The sequence below is a fragment of the Kitasatospora purpeofusca genome, from assembly GCF_036010405.1.
Taxonomy (GTDB): domain Bacteria; phylum Actinomycetota; class Actinomycetes; order Streptomycetales; family Streptomycetaceae; genus Kitasatospora; species Kitasatospora purpeofusca.
Genome location: NZ_CP108561.1, coordinates 8,280,576 through 8,296,416, shown reverse-complemented (window position 1 = coordinate 8,296,416; position 15,841 = coordinate 8,280,576). Strand labels below are relative to the sequence as shown.

At 73.1% G+C, this 15,841-nt stretch carries 15 protein-coding genes; all 15 read right to left on the bottom strand.

What is annotated here, in order from left to right; genetic code table 11:
• Positions 1-103 precede the first annotated feature (103 nt).
• The 15 genes from OG715_RS36160 to OG715_RS36090 all read right to left on the bottom strand — a co-directional run bounded on the left by OG715_RS36160 (position 104) and on the right by OG715_RS36090 (position 15,749).
• A complete protein-coding gene (locus OG715_RS36160) occupies positions 104-1,357 on the bottom strand; it encodes an MFS transporter (RefSeq protein ID WP_266273048.1) in 1,254 nt (417 codons plus the stop codon).
• A 108-nt stretch (positions 1,358-1,465) separates the two neighbouring features.
• Positions 1,466-2,206 (bottom strand): sulfotransferase-like domain-containing protein, encoded by a 741-nt coding sequence (locus OG715_RS36155; protein WP_266273049.1) that lies wholly within the window; start codon positions 2,204-2,206, stop codon positions 1,466-1,468.
• Entirely contained in the window at positions 2,203-3,255 is a 1,053-nt protein-coding gene (locus tag OG715_RS36150) for a M20/M25/M40 family metallo-hydrolase (RefSeq protein ID WP_266273050.1), read from the bottom strand. Before OG715_RS36150 ends, OG715_RS36155 begins: the two co-directional genes overlap by 4 nt.
• Before the next feature lie 32 nt (positions 3,256-3,287).
• Positions 3,288-4,109 (bottom strand): [LysW]-aminoadipate kinase, encoded by an 822-nt coding sequence (locus OG715_RS36145; RefSeq protein WP_266273051.1) that lies wholly within the window; start codon positions 4,107-4,109, stop codon positions 3,288-3,290.
• 5 nt (positions 4,110-4,114) lie between these two features.
• Entirely contained in the window at positions 4,115-5,125 is a 1,011-nt protein-coding gene (gene argC, locus OG715_RS36140; protein ID WP_266273052.1) for an N-acetyl-gamma-glutamyl-phosphate reductase, read from the bottom strand.
• Positions 5,122-6,006: an ATP-grasp domain-containing protein gene (locus OG715_RS36135; protein WP_266273054.1), complete on the bottom strand. Its 885-nt coding sequence runs from the start codon at positions 6,004-6,006 to the stop codon at positions 5,122-5,124. The genes argC and OG715_RS36135 overlap by 4 nt, the downstream gene beginning before the upstream one ends.
• The gene (locus tag OG715_RS36130) at positions 5,999-6,166 is read right to left on the bottom strand and encodes a lysine biosynthesis protein LysW (RefSeq protein ID WP_266273055.1); all 168 of its coding nucleotides are present in this window, start codon (positions 6,164-6,166) and stop codon (positions 5,999-6,001) included. Before OG715_RS36130 ends, OG715_RS36135 begins: the two co-directional genes overlap by 8 nt.
• Before the next feature lie 130 nt (positions 6,167-6,296).
• Positions 6,297-7,223, bottom strand: a complete 927-nt coding sequence (locus OG715_RS36125; RefSeq protein ID WP_266273056.1) for a transketolase family protein — start codon at positions 7,221-7,223, stop codon at positions 6,297-6,299.
• Complete coding sequence (locus OG715_RS36120; protein ID WP_327064236.1) at positions 7,216-8,079, bottom strand: transketolase; 864 nt, start codon at positions 8,077-8,079, stop codon at positions 7,216-7,218. The genes OG715_RS36125 and OG715_RS36120 overlap by 8 nt, the downstream gene beginning before the upstream one ends.
• A 56-nt stretch (positions 8,080-8,135) precedes the next feature.
• Positions 8,136-9,398 carry a DegT/DnrJ/EryC1/StrS family aminotransferase gene (locus OG715_RS36115; RefSeq protein ID WP_266273057.1) on the bottom strand — a complete coding sequence of 421 codons (1,263 nt, stop codon included), beginning with the start codon at positions 9,396-9,398 and terminating at the stop codon, positions 8,136-8,138.
• Positions 9,398-10,516, bottom strand: a complete 1,119-nt coding sequence (locus tag OG715_RS36110) for a BtrH N-terminal domain-containing protein (protein WP_266273058.1) — start codon at positions 10,514-10,516, stop codon at positions 9,398-9,400. The genes OG715_RS36115 and OG715_RS36110 overlap by 1 nt, the downstream gene beginning before the upstream one ends.
• Positions 10,503-11,135, bottom strand: coding sequence for a hypothetical protein (locus OG715_RS36105; RefSeq protein ID WP_266273060.1), 633 nt, complete (start codon positions 11,133-11,135; stop codon positions 10,503-10,505). The genes OG715_RS36110 and OG715_RS36105 overlap by 14 nt, the downstream gene beginning before the upstream one ends.
• Positions 11,132-11,602, bottom strand: a complete 471-nt coding sequence (locus tag OG715_RS36100; RefSeq protein ID WP_266273061.1) for a GNAT family N-acetyltransferase — start codon at positions 11,600-11,602, stop codon at positions 11,132-11,134. Before OG715_RS36100 ends, OG715_RS36105 begins: the two co-directional genes overlap by 4 nt.
• A 150-nt stretch (positions 11,603-11,752) precedes the next feature.
• On the bottom strand, positions 11,753-12,997 hold the full coding sequence (locus OG715_RS36095; protein ID WP_266273062.1) for a cytochrome P450: 1,245 nt from the start codon (positions 12,995-12,997) through the stop codon (positions 11,753-11,755).
• Positions 12,998-13,058: 61 nt separating this feature from the next.
• Positions 13,059-15,749 (bottom strand): acyl-CoA dehydrogenase family protein, encoded by a 2,691-nt coding sequence (locus OG715_RS36090; protein ID WP_266273063.1) that lies wholly within the window; start codon positions 15,747-15,749, stop codon positions 13,059-13,061.
• Positions 15,750-15,841: the final 92 nt, after the last annotated feature.

The following is a 15,841-nucleotide window of genomic DNA, read 5'->3' as shown; positions in this document are numbered from 1 at the left end:
TCTCGGCTGCTCGGCCTGTCTCGACGGTCGACGGTCGACCGTCGACCGTCGACGGCTGGGTCTGCTCACGGGGCTGGACGGTTCGGCGGCACGGGAGGACCGCTCAGGCGATCGGTTCGACGGCGCTCGCGGGCCGTACGTCCCGCTCGGCCTCGCGCAGGGCGCGCGTGGTCACCCGGGAGGCGAACACCACGGCGGCCAGCGCCAGTCCGATGCCGCAGACCACGAAGGCGTGCTCGGGGCCCAGCCAGCGGCCCAGGCCGCCGCCGGTCAGCGCGCCGACCGGCACCGCGCCGAGCACGATCAGCCGGTAGGCGGCGGTGACCCGGCCGAGGAGTTCGTCGGGGACGGCGGCCTGCCGCAGCGTGCTCACCACGATCTGGTTCAGGGCCGTGGAGATGGCGGCGAGGAACATGATGATCTCGGAGAGCACGATGCTCCCGCTGAGGCCGAGCACGAGGTAGCTGGCCGCAGGCACCAGCGCGGCGAGCCAGGTGACCGGCCCGCCGCCGATGGCCGGGACCACCCGCGCCGCGATCAGCGAGCCGATCACGGCCCCCACCGCGGGCACCGCGATGAAGATGCCGTACCAGGACTTGGAGACGCCCAGCGGTCCGGTCGCCAGGAGGACGAGCAGACCGGCGGTGGCGGAGGAGAACAGGTTGATCGAGCCGGAGATGAACGCCACCCGGCGCAGCAGCCGGTGCTCCCAGAAGTAGGACCAGCCGGCCCGGATGCTGCGCAGGACGTCCCCCGCCGAGTGCTTGCCGCCGCTGGTGTCGCTCGCGGTGGGGAGCATCCGGGGCAGGGTGACCGCGGCCAGCGCGCCGAGGGCGAAGAGCCCGGCGGTGGAGGAGAACACCATGATCGCCGACAGCGCGAACAGGGCGGCACCCACCGTCGGTCCGACGAAGTTGTTGATCGCCGACTGGGTGGCGAACAGCCGCCCGTTGGCCCGTTCCAGGTCCGCGCGCTCGACCAGTCGCGGCGGCACCGTCAGCGCCGCGTTGTCCACCAGGGTCTCGGCCGTGCCGGCCAGGAACACGGCGAGGTAGAGGACCACGATGCTGTGCAGGTCCGCCGCCAGCGTCAGGACGAGCAGGAGGAAGCCGACCGCCCGGATCGCGTTGCCCCACACCATGATCAGGCGCCGGTCGATGCGGTCGGCGAGGGCTCCGGACGGCAGCGTGAAGATCAGCCAGGGCAGGAACTGCGCCACCGTGATCCCGGCGACCAGCAGCGGGTCGCGGGTCATCTCCACGGCGAGGAGGGGTACGGCCGCCAGGACCAGGCCGTCGGCCAGATTCGACAACCCCTGCGACCACCACAGCCTGGTGAAGCCAGGGCCCAAACTCATGTCCGCTCCTCTTGTTCGTGCGTACGTGCAGATGTGCGGTGCGTGCCGTGCGTGCGGTGCGTGCCGTGCGTGCGGTGCGTTCTCGCGTGCCGTGCGTTGTGGACCGGATCAGCCGCCCGCGGGCGCCGGGGCGCCGCCCAGCGCCGCCGTGATCCTCGCGTAGTAGGGGAGTTGGTCCCGCTCGAGCTCCTCGGCGGTCCGCTCCAGCTCCGCCGGGAAGGGCTTGCGCCCGGCCGGGGCGGCGCCCAGGGCGTTCGACTCGCCCGCCGCGGCGTGCCAGCGCCCGGTGGCCTCCCAACTGGCCGGCGGCTGCTGCTTGAAGGCCAGTGCCTCGGCACGGAAGTCGATCCCCATCGCCTCGCAGTACCGCCGCACCTCCGCCTCGGCGCCGCCCGCCAGCCGGTCGCCGTCGACGAGGTGCATCGGCAGGCCCGCGGCGGTCACCGTCCCGACGATGTCCCACAGGTGCCCGAAGCCCATCGCCGAGGACGTCGCGTCGGCCTGCATCACCAGGTGCGAGCGCACGGTGTCCCGGGGGTTGCGGACCATCGCGGCGTGCCGGCACCGGCGCAGGAAGGCCGGGTCGGTGCCGAGCCGGTCGAGCGGGAAGTCGGTGGTGTCCTTGAAGAACACCGGCCGCTCGGCCGCCGTGTCGACGAGGGCGGCCATCACCTCCTCCTGGCTGGCGCAGCTGCGGCCGGCCACGTCCGCCTCGCCGAAGTCGCACACCCGGGAGAACGGCTCGTGGACCACCAGGAAGTCGCCGCGCTCGTACATCGCGCGCTCGAACGCGGTCGAGCGCGACCTCGGCACGCTCCACAGCGCCAGCAGACTCGGCTGTTCCGTCATGACGCCGCCTCCGGAAGGGTCTTGTCCAGTTCGGCCAGGGCGGCGCGCAGCACGCGGATGCCGTCGAGGTACTCCTGGACCAGGATGTGCTCGCTGTCGGTGTGGTCCTCGTGGCAGTCCCCGGGGCCGTAGGTGGCCATCGGGACCCGCCAGGTCCTGCTCAGGGTGTTCATGTCGCTGGTGCCGGTCTTGAGCTTGTGGCCGGGGCGCAGCCCGGCGGCGGCGATGGCGCGGGACAGCGCGCGGACGCAGGCGGAGCCGCGCGGCACGGTGACGGCGGGCACCTCGTACACCACCGACGCCTCGACCTGTTCGCCGAGGACGGCCCGGACGTCGCGCAGCAGGTCCTCGGCGGAGGTGCCCGGCGGGGTCCGGAAGAGCAGCGAGCAGGAGCTCCCGAAGGGTTCGAACCTGCCGTCCCTGACGACCATGCCGATCCCGTCGAAGGTGTCGTTGCCCCGGGTGCCGTAGCTGTCGAAGAGCCGGGCGAGGGCGCGGACCAGGGTCTCGCTGGACTTCGGCCCCGGGGTCGCGGTGTGGGTGCGCTCGACCTCGCAGCGCACCGCCAGTTGGACCATGCCCTTGTAGCCGACGGTGACCGAGGAGGCCCCGCTCGGTTCGCCGACGATCACGGCGTCCGGGACGGGGACGGTGGCCCGGACGTGCTCGGCGCCCCGGGAGTGCAGCGTCTCCTCCTCGACCGCGCCCACCCAGTGGATCCGGAGGCCGAGGTCCCGGCTGTTGAGCGCCGCGACGAGCATCGCCGTCAGCGGGCCCTTGGCGTCGACGGCGCCCCGGCCCCGGACCAGGGTCGCGGTGTGCTCGAAGGGCACTTCGCCCGGCACGGTGTCGAGGTGGCTGAGCAGCATGACCGTGCGGGTTCCGTGCCCGACCAGGACGTGTACGTTCCCGACCTCGTCGAGGTGGCTCCGCGCGCCGTGTGCGGCGGCGATGTCCCGCAGTCGTTCCGCGAGCTTCCGTTCGCTGCCGGAGACGGAGGGGACCGCCACCACCTCGGCGAGCAGGGCGACGGCGTCGCTGTCGGTCAACACCCTTGCTTCCGTTACGGCATGATGGATCGTCATATTGTGCCACGGCCCTCTCCGACGATGGTACCGCTGCCGCGCAGGGCGGCCGCGATCGGCGCTTCCACCCGGCCGTCGCAGACCTGGACCGCCAGGGCGCCGCGGTCCAGCGCCTCCACTGCGGCGGCGATCTTCATCCGCATGCCGCCGCTCAGGGTGGGCACGAGCTCCGCCGCGCCGTCCCGGTCCAGTTCGGGAATGACGGAGGCGGGGTCGTCGCGGTCGGCGAGCACGCCCGGGGTGTCGGTGCAGAGCAGCAGCCGGTCGGCGCGCCAGGCCGCCGCGATCGCGCAGGCCATCCGGTCCGCGTCGACGTTGGTGGGCTCGCCCTCGGCCGTCATCCCCGGCGGGCAGACGACGGGCAGGATGTCGCAGGCAAGCAGCGCCTCCAGCACCCTGGTGTCCACGCCGACGACCTTGCCGGCGAGATTGTCGCGCACCACCCGGACGCTGTCGCCGAACACGGCGCGGACCGCCGCCTTGCGCCGGGTGCGGACCAACCCGCCGTCCATGCCGGACAGCCCCGCGGCGGTGACGCCCCGGGCGGCCAGCTCGGAGACGATCCGGGCCTGGGTCCGCCCCCGCATCGCCATCATCAGGGCGGTGAGGGTCGCCGCGTCGGTGTACCGGGTCACCATGCCGTCCGGGGACCGCAGGGTGCGCCGGGGCAGGCCGAGTTCGGCGACGGTGTCGTCGATGTCCCGGGAGCCGCCGTGCACCACGACGATCCGGTGCCCGGGCCACAGGGCGGCGATGTCGTCGGCGATCGCGCCGCTGTTCTCCTGGAGGCTTCCGCCCCACTTCACCACGATTCTCATCCCGGTCACACCGGGTGCAATCCGGGGAAGGTCAGCCCGGCCGTCTCCGGCAGGCCGAGCATGAGGTTCATGCACTGCACCGCCCCGCCGGCGGCGCCCTTCACCAGGTTGTCGAGGCTGCCCATCACCAGGGCCCGGCCGCGGTGGTCGGCGACGATGCCGACATCGCAGTAGTTGGAGCCGAGCAGCACCTTCGGGTCCGGGTAGCGGAACGTGCCGCGCGCGCTGTTCACCAGCCGGACGAACGGCTCCGGGCCGTAGTCCTCGCGGTACATGGCGAGCAGTTCGCGCTCGCCGACGTCCCCGACCGACACCTTCGCGAGTGTCTGCACGCCGCGCACCTGCGGGGTCGCGGTGACCGTCATCGACACCTCGACCCCGAGCGCCTCGGCCACCTCGGCCTCGTGCCGGTGGTCGAACGGTGCGAAGACCCGCAGCACTCCGCTGCGCAGCGCGTGCGAGTTGGCGTCGCCGCCGGAGGCGCCGGAGCCGCTGCTGCCGGTCCTGGCGTCGACCTGGACGTCCTGGAGCAGCCCGCGGGCGGCGAGCGGCGCCAGGCTCAGGATGGCGCTGGTGGCCATGCAGCCCGGGACGGCGACCCGGGTCGCGTCGACGATCTGCTTGCGGTGCAGTTCGGGCAGGCCCCGGACGAAGGCACCGGCGTGCTCCCCGTCGCGGCTCCAGCCGTAGTAGCGCTCCATCAGCGCGGGGTCCTCGATCCGGAAGTCCGCGGTGAGGTCGACGATCCTGGGCGCGAGCGCGGCCATGTCGTCGAGGATCTCCGCCGTGGACCCGTGCACGCCAGCCAGGAAAACCAGGTCGACCGGCTCCAGTTCGGACCGCCGGCGGTAGCGCAGTCCGCTGCCGCGCAGCGGTGGGTGCGCGGTCTCCACGGCGCGGCCTGCCTGGGTGTCGGAGGTGACCGCGGCCACCTCCACCTCGGGATGGTGCACGAGCAGGCGCAGCAGCTCACCGCCCACGAAGCCCCGCCCACCCACCACTGCGATGCGTTTCATACCGGTTCCTCCACCTCGACCTTCTCGGCTGTCCAGGCCTCGACGATGCGGGCCGCGACGTCGACACCCGTCGCGCGCTCGAACCCCTGGAACTCGACCCGGGAGTTCACCTCCAGCACCGTGTGGCTCCCGTCCGCGCGCTCGACCAGGTCCACGCCCGCGATCGTCGCGCCGACGGCGGCGGCCGCCCGGACGCAGAGCCGGTGGACCTCCTCGTCCGGCGCGTGCTGCTCGACCGTCGCTCCCCTCGCGACGTTGTTGCGCCAGTCGCTGCTGGACCGGGTGATCGCGCCGACGCACACGCCGTCGACGACGATGCCCCGGATGTCCGGCGAGCCCGGCCGGACCGCCTCCTGGACGATCACCGTGCGCGCGACCGCCGAGGGCAGCGCGGCGCAGTGCTCCAGGACGGCCTCGGCCGCGTACTGGTCGGTGATCAGGCTGACCCGGTTGCCCCAGGAGGCGCTGAGCGGCTTGATCACGGCGGGGTAGCCGAGGGCGGCCACCGCCGCCCGGCCGGCCTCCGGGGTGGGGGCCAGCAGGGTGGTCGGGGTCGGTACGCCCTCCTGCCGCAACCGCAGGTAGGTGGACCACTTGTTGCCGCACACCCGGATCGCCGCGGCGTCGTTCACGGTGCGGGCGCCGAAGGCTTCCAGCGACTCCCCCGCGAGGGCGGCGCGCTGACTGGAGATCTCCCGGTTGAGCACCGCCATCCCCCGCAGCTCCGAGGTGTCCCCGGGGCCGAACGACATAATGCGGGGGTCCAGTCTGGCGACCGGGATCCCGCGGCGGTCCAGCTCGGACAGGAGCCGCCGTTCCTCGTAGCGGACGGTCGACAGCAGGATCCCGAGCCGTGTCGACGCTCTCCGCGGATCACTCACCCCAGTCCTCTTCGGGCTCGGGCGCGAGGGCCAGCTCCAGCGGGTCGACGGACTGGATCTCCAGCTCGGTGGCACAGCCGGGACAGCTCACGATCTCCCCCTGGTAGCTGTCCCCCGGTATCTTCAGCGGGCCGTCACAGCTGACGCACAGTGCTTCCATCTCTTCCTGTCCTCTCTCGATCACTGCTCGGTCGTTTCTCGGTCTCGCGGTCTTCTCGGTCTCGCGGTCTTCTCGGTCTCGCGGTCTTCTCGGTCTCGCGGTCTTCTCGGTCTCGCGGTCTTCGCGGTCGCTACGGTCGGTCGAGGAACTCCAGGACCCGGCGCAGCACGGCCGCGGCGGTGAGCCCGCTGTCCTCCAGCAGGTCGCCGTGGCTGCCGGGCGGGAGGAATCCGGAGACGCCGACCGGCAGCCAGCGGATCCCGCGCGCCCCCAGCGCCGACGCGACCTGCGCGCCCATGCCGCCGGAGGTCCACGCCTCCTCCAGCGTGACCAGCCACCGGCAGTCGGCGGCGACGGCCCGGCCGACCGCGAGGGCGGCCTCCGGGTCGACGGTGTGGGCGTTGATCACCTGGGCGTCGTACCCGGCGGCGGCGAGCCCCCGCGCGACCTCCAGCGCCGTGGCCAGGATCTCCGGGCCGGTGGCGACCAGCGCGAGGTCACGGCCGGGCCTGACCTCCTGCGGGACGCCGAGCTCCGGCTCGGGCAGTCCCGCGAACACCGGCGAGTCCTTGCGGCCGAGCCGCAGATAGGTCGGGCCGTCGTACTCCAGGCACTGCCCCAGCAGGGACACCGCCTGGCGCGCGTCGGCCGGGACGACCACCCGCATGTTGGGCAGCGCGTTCATCAGCGCCAGGTCCTCGGTGGCGTGGTGGGTCGGCCCCAGCCAGCCGCCGCTGGCGCCGCCGTGGGTGCCGACCACGCACACCCGGCGCCTCGGGTAGGCGATGTCGAGCTTGATGAACTCGAACGCCCGGCTCACCGAGAAGGCGGCGAAGGTGCAGACCAGGGCGCGGCGGCCGCAGTGCTCGGCGCCGGCGGCGAGCCCGACGGCGGCGTTCTCCGCGATGCCGACGTTGAGGTAGTCCATCCCGGGGGCCGGCTCGACGCTCCCGGTGTCGGTGTCGACCACCAGCACGTTGTGGCGCGCGGAGAGTTCCGGCAGGGCCTCGGTGAAGGCCGCCCTGGTGCTCATCCGCTCCGGTGCGGTCTCAGCCACGGCCGGACCTCCCCCCACCGCTCGCGGCGGGCGCCACGGCTCCGAGGCTGCCCCGGACCCGGGCGAGCTTCCGCTCGGTGTCGAGCCGGACGAAGTGCGAGGCGGACCGGCCCTCCAGGACGCCCACGCCCTTGGCCTTGACGGTGCGGCAGACCACGGCGGCCGGTCCCGGGGCGCGGGCCGCGCCGTCGAGGGCCTCGCCGAGCGCAGCCAGGTCGTGCCCGTCCACCTCGACCGTGTGCCAGCCGAAGCCGGCCCAGCGGTCGGCGACCGGCGAACCGGCGCTGACCTCGCGCACCGCCCCGGTCTGCTGGAAGCCGTTGACGTCGACGACCGCCACCAGGTTGTCGGCGTTCAGGGCGCGGGCCACCTGCGCCGCCTCCCACACCGTGCCCTCCTGGAGCTCGCCGTCGCCGAGCAGCACGAAGGTCCGGGCGGGGGTGCGGGCGGCGGTGCCCCCGGGGTTGCCGTCGGCCCGGCGCTGCGCCCACGCGGTGCCGTTGGCCAGCGCCAGCCCGTGGCCGAGCGAGCCGGTGGCGAACTCGACGCCGGGCACGGCGACATTGCCGTGGGTGGCCAGCCGGCTGCCGGGGCGGCAGAAGGTGGCGACCTCCTCCCGGGGGACGAACCCCCGTTCGGCGAGGGTGGCGTAGAGGGCCATCGCCGCGTGGCCCTTGCTCAGCACGAAGATGTCGCGCTGCTTCCACTCGGGGTCGGCGGGGTCGATGTCCATGGTCCGGAAGAAGAGCGCGACCAGGATCTCGACGGCGGACATCGAGCCCCCGAGGTGGCCGCCCTCGGGCCCCGCGCACATCTCCACGATGTGCTCGCGGACGGCGCGGGCGCGGACCTCCAGTTGCGCGGTCGTCGGCCGGTGCTCGGATTCGGTCGTCGGCTGGTGCTCGGGTCCGGTCAGCGGCCCGCACCTTCCGCGAGTTCCGGCAGGGCCTTCAGGTGCGACCAGACCTTCTCCACGGCGTCGGCGAAGCTCTGGAGCAACGGTCCGGCGTCCGGCGGCAGTTGGCGCTGCTGGAGGGTGAAGCTGCGGTCGATGACGTCCTGGGTGACCGGCCAGGAGGCGGGGGTCTGCCGGTTCAGCGGCCGCAGGGCCGGCTGGTCGGCGAGCGGCATCATCTGGTACCTGGTGACCGGCATGCCCTCGGCGCGCAGGGCCCGCATCAGCAGGTTCCTGGCCGCCCCCGGCTCCAGACCGGGCAGGACCCGCTCGAAGTCGACCACGAAGCGCAGGATGTGCCACGCGTGTTCGTAGCCGTCCGGCTCGGACGGGCAGGTCAGGCCCTCCAGCGGCCGCAGCCGGGCCAGGAAGGCCTCGACATTGGCCCGCCGGGCCGCGTGGTACTCGTCCAGCCGCTCCAACTGGCTTGAGGTGTAGGCGGCCTGGACGTTGCTCAGCTTGGCGTTGAAGCCCAGCCGGTGGCTCACGTAGCGACGCGGGCGGTCCGGGCGGATCGTCTCGCCGAACTGGCGCAGCTGCACGAGCCGGTCGGCGAGGCGGTCGTCGTCGGTCACCACCAGGCCGCCCTCCCCGCAGGTGGGGAGGTTCTTGGTCATCTGGAGGCTGAAGGTCGCGGTGTTGCCGGAGGCCCCGGACAACACCCCGCGGTGGCGGGCACCGTGGGCCTGCGCGGCGTCCTCGACCACCACCAGGCCGTGCCGGCGGGCGACCTCGCCGATCGCGTCCAGGTCGGCGCTGAGGCCGTGCAGGTGGACCGGCAGGACGGCCCTGGTGCGCCCGGTGATCTCGGCGGCCAGGCTGTCCGGGGACATCGTGAAGGTGACCGGGTCGACGTCCGCGTACACCGGGGTCGCCCCGACGTGCACCACGGCCATCGCCGTCCCGACGAAGGTCAGGGCGGGTACCACGACCTCGTCGCCGGGGCCCACGCCGTGGGCCAGCAGGGCGAGTTCGATGGCGGTGGTGCCGTTGCTCACCCCGACGCAGCGCCGCACACCCAGGTAGTCCGCCCAGGACCGCTCCAGCCGTTCGACGGCCGTCTCCCCCGCCCGGTCGGAGACGAAGACGTTCGACTCCAGGACGGACAGCACCGCCGCGCGGTCCGCGTCCGTCGTCCTCGGCCAGTCCACCGGTGCCAGCGACCCCAGTACGGGTTCGCCCCCGGCGAGCGCCAGCCCGCCCACAGACCCGCCATCCATCAGACGTCCGTCCATTCCTCGGCCAGGGCGAGCTGCCAGTCGGCAGCCAGCTGCTCGTACGCGTGCACCAGCTCGGCGCCGCGGCGCGGCACGAGTTCCGTGATCCCGGCCGTCTCCGCCGCGTGGGCGCCGAGCAGCCGGACGTTCGACCAGGCCGCGACCAGCCGGTCCGCCGAGGCGGCCACCTCCAGCAGCCGGGGCCGCTTCGTCCGGTGCGCGAACTCCTGGGCGAGGCGGCCGTGCAGGAACGCCTGCGACTGCATCGACCAGCCCAGGGTGTAGGCGCTGCGGAGTTCCGCCGGGTCGTCTCGGTGCTCCGTCAGCCGTTCGACGAAGCACCCCAGTCCGGCCCGGCCGGTCCAGAGCCGGTCCCGGGGGTCGGCGGCGCCGCCGGTCCAGCGGTCGAGGTTGCCGCGCAGTGCCAGGGCGACCCGGTCGGCGGTGAGCTCGCCGGGCTGCTCGCGCACCGAGGTGGTGAGCACCCGGCCGCCGATCTCGCGGCTGGAGAAGAAGACGTCCTGGGCGTCGGAGGGATTGCCGGACAGCCAGCTCGCGAGCAGGTGTTCGGCGGCCAACCAGCCCTGGAAGCACGGCGGTTGGGCGTCCGAGACATAGAACTCCACGGCGCCGCCGGCGGTCCGCCGCCAGCCGGGCACCACCACCAGGTGGGCCGCGTGCACATCGTGGAAGGCGGGGCGGAACGGCAGGTGGTAGTTGTCCACCGCCACCACGACGCCGGAGTGCCGCTCGATCAGCCCGATCAGGTCGTCCGCGTCCGTGCCCGTCGTCCAGGCGGACTCCACCTCGTGGTAGGGGCAGAGGTCGCCCGCCACACCCCGGTCGCCCTGGGCCGGGCGGTAGAACTCCTCGCGCGGGACGTCCTCCGGCGCGAAGACGAACTCGCAGGAGAGGCCCAGGACTTCGAGCGGCCGTAAGCCGTGCTCCAGCAGGACGGCGCCCAGGGTGGTCTGCAGGCAGCTCAACGGGTCCTCGTACCACTGGGGGTAGCTTCCGGCGGCGCCGTTCCACCGGGCGGCGCGCGGCGCGGTGCCGGTGGTCCCGGCTCCGGTCGGAGCGACCCCTGTCGTCCCGGCTCCGGTCGTCCTAGCTGAGTGCACGGCTGGCTCCCTGTATCAGCGGGTCGCCGTCGGCGCCGGCGCCCAGGTGCCGGCCGACGAGCGTCAGGGCGAAGAGATGGACGGCCGGGTTCCTGGGCAGCGACATGGCGGTGAGCGGCTTGCGCGAGGTCACCGGGACGCGCTGGCACCAGAGGGTGATCCCGATCCGCTCCTGCACATGGTGCGGGTAGTGGATGACGTCGGTGCGCAGCGCCAGCTCCTCGCCGAAGTCGGAGCGGCCCTCCCACAGGTCGGAGAGCGCGAGGTGGTCCCGGTCCACGGTGCCGTCGGAGAAGTGCCAGGTGAGGACGTCCCTGACCCGGCGTTCCCCGCAGCCGATGAGGTAGAGCCAGTCCCACCGGCGCTCCGGGACCTCGATCCGCTGCCCGGCGCAGCGGACGTTGTCCGGGCCGAGGCCGTCGAGCCGGGCGGTGCGCAGCGGAACGCCGTCGACGAGGAGTTCCAGCGGCGCGTCCTGCGCCGGCAGCGAGTTGCGCCAGACGTTGAGGCGGCCGTCGGCGAGGTTCGCCGGGGTGGTCGCGGCCTGGTTGTTCATGAAGGGTTCGAGCGCAAGCACCTTGTGATCGGTCTGAACGGTCTGAACGGTCTGATCCGTCAACGGAGGTCCTTCCGTACCAATGCCCTGCTCTGCAAACGGGGTTCGACGACGGTGAAGCCGCAGGACTCGAAGGTGGTCACCCGGCCGCGGAAGCTGCCGCGTTCGACGGCGGCCGCCGGGTCCCGGTCGTCCTCGGGGTAGGCCTCGATGAACTCGGCCTTCTCGTCCCGCGCCCACTGCGCGGCCCGGTCGATGAGCACCTTGGTGAGTCCCTGGTGCCGGTGGTCGCGGGTGAGGTAGAGGCAGACGACGGACCAGATGCGCTCCGGATCGTCGCCCTTCAGCAGTTTCGCCGCCCGGGACCTGGTCAGCCTGGGGAAGCCGAGCCGGGGGCCGACCCCGATCCAGCCGGCGGGGACGCCGCCGACGGTACCGAGGATGCCCACCCGTTCGCCGCCCTCGACCAGTTCGCGGAGCCGGTCCTTGCGCGCCGCGGTGCCGCAGGAGGAGCGTTCCTTCGAGGTCATGCGGAAATACGTGCACCAGCAGTTCTCCACGAGGCCTTTCGGTTCGAAGAATTCGCCGACCGTCGGCCAGTCGCCCGGCCCGACAATCGTGGTGACGAAATCGCTCATCGCTTCTGCCTTCCGCGGTGCGGTCGCCGTCCCGGTCGCCGGTTACTTCCAGGCCACGGCGAGCGGCAGACATACTACGCCGTTCAGGAAGTTCGAGATCAGGTGCCCGGGTTCGCCGTCCAGTGCCACGGACCGCACATTCTTTCGCCAAAGGTCGAAGAATATCTTCATACCGATTGCGGCGACATGCTGGCCGATGCACCGGTGCACACCGAGGCCGAAGGCCAGGTGGCGGTTGGGCGAGCGGTCCGGGACGAACCGGAACGGATCGGCGAACACCTCCTCGTCGCGGTTGGCCGAGGCGATCCAGGCCGAGACCAGCGATCCGGCCGGCACCTCGGTCCCGGCCACCACGCTGTCCCCGGTGGTGCGCCGCAGCACGTGGTTGACCGGGCTCGCCCAGCGGAGCGCCTCGTCGACGAACCGCTGGTCGGTCTCCTCCTGGCGGGTGAACCAGGACCACAGGTCCGCGTCCTCGGCCAGCATGATCAGCATCTGGTTGATCGTCTGCGGCACGGTCGGATTGGCGCCCATCAGGAACGCGTAGGCGTTCAGCAGCGGCACGTCCCGGCCGGTGGTGTCCCCCACCACCCCGGCCGTGGCCGGGCAGCGGCCGCTCACCGTATCGGCGGGCGGGGCGTCCTCCAGGACGTTGCCGAGCACGGACATGATGGTGGTGTGCGCCTCGAAGAGGTCGATCCGGCGCTGGCGCTCGGACTCGGCCGCGTTCACCCCGCCCATCGCCCGCACCGTCGCCCGGCCGGTGACCGCCCACTCCTCCTCCGGGATGCCCATCAGCAGACCGGTGATCGTCATCGGCAGGGTGACCATGGCCTCGCAGAAGTCGAAGGACTCCCGGCCCCGGAGGGTGTCGAACAGCTCCGCCATCCGGTCCGTGATGCCGCGCTCCAGGCGCTGCGCCGCCTGCGCCGTCATCAGCGGGGTGAAGACCCGCTTGACCGCGGGGTGCAGCGGCGGGTCGGTGAGGTGGATCGCCGCCCCGGCCGCGACGTCCCCGGCGCCGCGCACCGTGAGCATGGTGCTGTACGCCGAGGAGAACGTCGCGGGGTCGTTCAGCACCTCGAACACGTCCGCGTGCCGCAGCGCCGCGAAGAATTCCTGGCCGTCCGGCGTCCGCTGCACCGACAGCCCGTCCTGCTTGCGCAGGTCCTGCCACAGGGAATGCATGTTCCGGACCGCGTACTGCGATTCCTCGTAGAGGTCCGGGGCGAGCAGGTCCGACGACAGCAGGTCGGAGGATTCGGGGCCCGCGGGAGAAATTCGCATCGAAATACCGCCTTCACCTGGGATTGCCGACACTCGAACAACACACGCGCACGGTCCGGGCCTATCCGACGGCCGCCGCGCTCCCCCGGTCGAGGAATCCGATGCTCTCCGCGCATTTCATGTAGAAGCGCGAGGCGACCGACCATTCGGTGATTCCCTGGGCGCCCAGCACCTGCATCGCCGCCCGGACGACGCGCACCAGGGCGTCCTGGGCCACCAGCTCGAAGCGGCCGAGCACCTCCCCGTCCACCTCGGCGACGTGCTCCGCGAGCTCGTGCAGCCGGGTGCCGAGGGCGTTCAGCTCGGCGTAGCCGCGGATCAGCGGGAACATCAGGGCGTCGAAGTCGACCAGCTTCCGGTCGAACTGCTCCCGGGCGGAGGCGTGCTCCCAGGCGGTCCGGAACAGCCCGAGGCCGAGGCCCAGCGCGTGGGCGGCGTGGCGCAGCCGGCACTCGGGGGCGGCGCAGCCGCCGTGGGAGTCCTCGTCCACTGCCCCGGCCGACCCGTGGTCGGGACGGCAGGCCCGGTAGGCGTTCTCGTACCCGAGGTAGCCCAGGCCCAGGGCGATCGCGCAGCCGACGGTGAGGCCGAGGCCGAGGCCGCCCTCCTCCTCCGGCCGCTCCACCCCGTCGAGGCCGAGCTCGGCCAGGGTCTCCGCGAGCGCGGTGCGCCGGGCCGGCGAGTGGGCGAACAGCGGCTCCACCCGGACCCCGGCGCCCAACGGTCCGAGGACCTCCAGGACGGTGTCGACGAGCTCCCCGCCGAAGCGGTGCAGGACCGCCAGGCAGCGCCGCTCGTACTCCTCCTTGAGGTCCGCCGCGATGGTGGAGAGCATCATCTCCGAGGTGCCGGCGGACAGGGTGAGCCCCGGTGACTCGGTCAGGCCCGAGAACAGCTCCTCGTGCACCAGGTCGTCGACGCCGGGGGTCCGGCCCAGCGTGCTCCAGCGCCGCAGCACCTCGTGCCCGACCTGCTGGCAGGTCTCGCTGGTGTACAGCTTGGCGACGGCGGTGTCGATCGCCCTGACGTCGGCCCGCAGGAACACCTCGGTGGCCGCGCGGGCCAGCGTGGTGGCGCACTCGACCTGGCCTTCGAGGCGTTCCAGCCCGGGCGACCGGCCGACCGTGGCGTGCAGCGCCCGCAGCCAGCGGGCGGCCCTGACCACGTGGTCGATGCCGGTGCGTTCGATGGCCAGCGCGCCGTCCAGCAGGGCCCAGCCGCGCCCCTCCTCGCCGACCCGGCGCCAGTCCTCGACCTCGACGTCGCGCAGCCGCACCCGGCACATCCGCTCGCGCTGCACCGTCTCCACCAGTTCGACGGCCACCCCGGGGGCGGCCAGGTCGACGACGAAGAGCGTGATGCCGTCGTACTTGTGGCCGTCCCGGCCGGTGCGGGCGGCCACCAGGGCCGAACCCGAGATGTCGCTGTAGATGCTGAACACCTTGACGCCGTTGAGGACGTAGCGGCCGTCCCGCCGCTCGGCCCTGGTGCGGAGCGCGGCGAGGTCGCTGCCGGCGCGCGGCTCGCTGTAGAGGACGGTGGAGAACTCCTCGCCGCCGGCGAGGCGCGGGAGCAGTTCGCGCTTCAGCCGCTCCGAACCGGACTTGAGCACGAAGTTGCCGACGATCTGCACGGTCAGCGCGTGGACGAGGTCCGGCAGGCCGGTCGAGCAGAAGCCCTCGAACAGCTCGATGGCGAGCCGGGTGGGCAGGCCGCCGCCGCCGAACTCGCGCGGCCAGTCCGGGGCGAGCAGTCCGCGCCGGCCCAGCTCCCGGTAGGCCTCGGCGATCGCGTCCGGGTCCATCCGGCGGGCGCGGATCACCAGGTCGCGCCAGTGCGGGGTGTCGACCAGCTTGGCCAGCGTCGTGTGCAGGGCGGCCTCGTCGGGCTCCACGGCCTCGTCGGGCTCCACGGCTTCGTCGGGCCCGACCGTGCCCGGGGCCGGTGCTGCGACGGTGGCGGTCCGGTGCTCCCGGAGGACGCGCTCGATCACGGCGACGTTGCCGCTGTCGCCGAGCAGTCCGTAGTGGTCGCCGGGCAGGTCGTGGAGGTCCACGCGGCCCGTCGTCACGGTGCGCCAGTCGGAGGTGAGCGACTCCGCCGCGCGCACCGACACCAGGTCGAGGTCGCCCGGGGTGGGGTGCCACTCGCAGACCAGCCGCCGGTTGCGGGTGAAGAGGGCCAGCCGCTCGGCGAACACCTCCGGGTCCATGTCCAGCCGCGCGGCGGCCTCCTCCGGCGTCCCGGCCGTGAACCCGTCCGCCTCCCCGCCGAGTTGCAGCGCGTCCTGGACGAAGCCGTGCAGCGCCTCGGCGGGCGTCCACACCGGGACCGTCCGGCCGGCCCAGGTCGAGTCGAGCAGCACCACCTCGGGGCGCTCCCCGCGCTCCGCGAGCAGGCAGGCGATCTCCCAGGCGAGGGCGCCGCCGAACGACCAGCCGCAGACCACGTCGATCCGGGGGCCGTGCTCGCCGAAGCTCTCGACGTGCCGGCGGGCGAGCTCCTGGATCGACCCGGCCGGCCCGGCGTCGACGACCGCGCGGGCGGTCGCGTCCAGCCCGAGGCAGCGGTGGTCGGCCAGTCGCCGCACCAGCGGCTGGTAGGCCAGCAGGCTGCCGCCCACCGGGTGGGCGAACAGCACCACCCGGCCGGCCGTCGCCGAGCGGCCCAGTTCGACGAGACTCGTCGTGTCCGCCGGTGCCGATCTCGTCCGGAGAAGGGCGTTCAGGCGTTCCCCGCCGTCGTGCGTCACATGTCCCCCAGCGTCGCGGTCCCTGTCGCGCTTACTGTCGCGGTCCGTGTCCCGACCGCCGTCCCGAACTCCGTCCCGGCCCATCCCCCGGC

Excerpts from the sequence above, each read along its gene's own strand:
- OG715_RS36155 (WP_266273049.1), bottom strand. The coding sequence starts at position 2,206 with ATGACGGAACAGCCGAGTCTGCTGGCGCTGTGGAGCGTGCCGAGGTCG.
- OG715_RS36145 (WP_266273051.1), bottom strand. The coding sequence starts at position 4,109 with ATGAGAATCGTGGTGAAGTGGGGCGGAAGCCTCCAGGAGAACAGCGGC.
- OG715_RS36100 (WP_266273061.1), bottom strand. The coding sequence starts at position 11,602 with ATGACCTCGAAGGAACGCTCCTCCTGCGGCACCGCGGCGCGCAAGGAC.
- OG715_RS36115 (WP_266273057.1), bottom strand. The coding sequence starts at position 9,398 with ATGGATGGCGGGTCTGTGGGCGGGCTGGCGCTCGCCGGGGGCGAACCC.
- OG715_RS36095 (WP_266273062.1), bottom strand. The coding sequence starts at position 12,997 with ATGCGAATTTCTCCCGCGGGCCCCGAATCCTCCGACCTGCTGTCGTCG.
- OG715_RS36130 (WP_266273055.1), bottom strand. The coding sequence starts at position 6,166 with ATGGAAGCACTGTGCGTCAGCTGTGACGGCCCGCTGAAGATACCGGGG.
- argC (WP_266273052.1), bottom strand. The coding sequence starts at position 5,125 with ATGAAACGCATCGCAGTGGTGGGTGGGCGGGGCTTCGTGGGCGGTGAG.
- OG715_RS36160 (WP_266273048.1), bottom strand. The coding sequence starts at position 1,357 with ATGAGTTTGGGCCCTGGCTTCACCAGGCTGTGGTGGTCGCAGGGGTTG.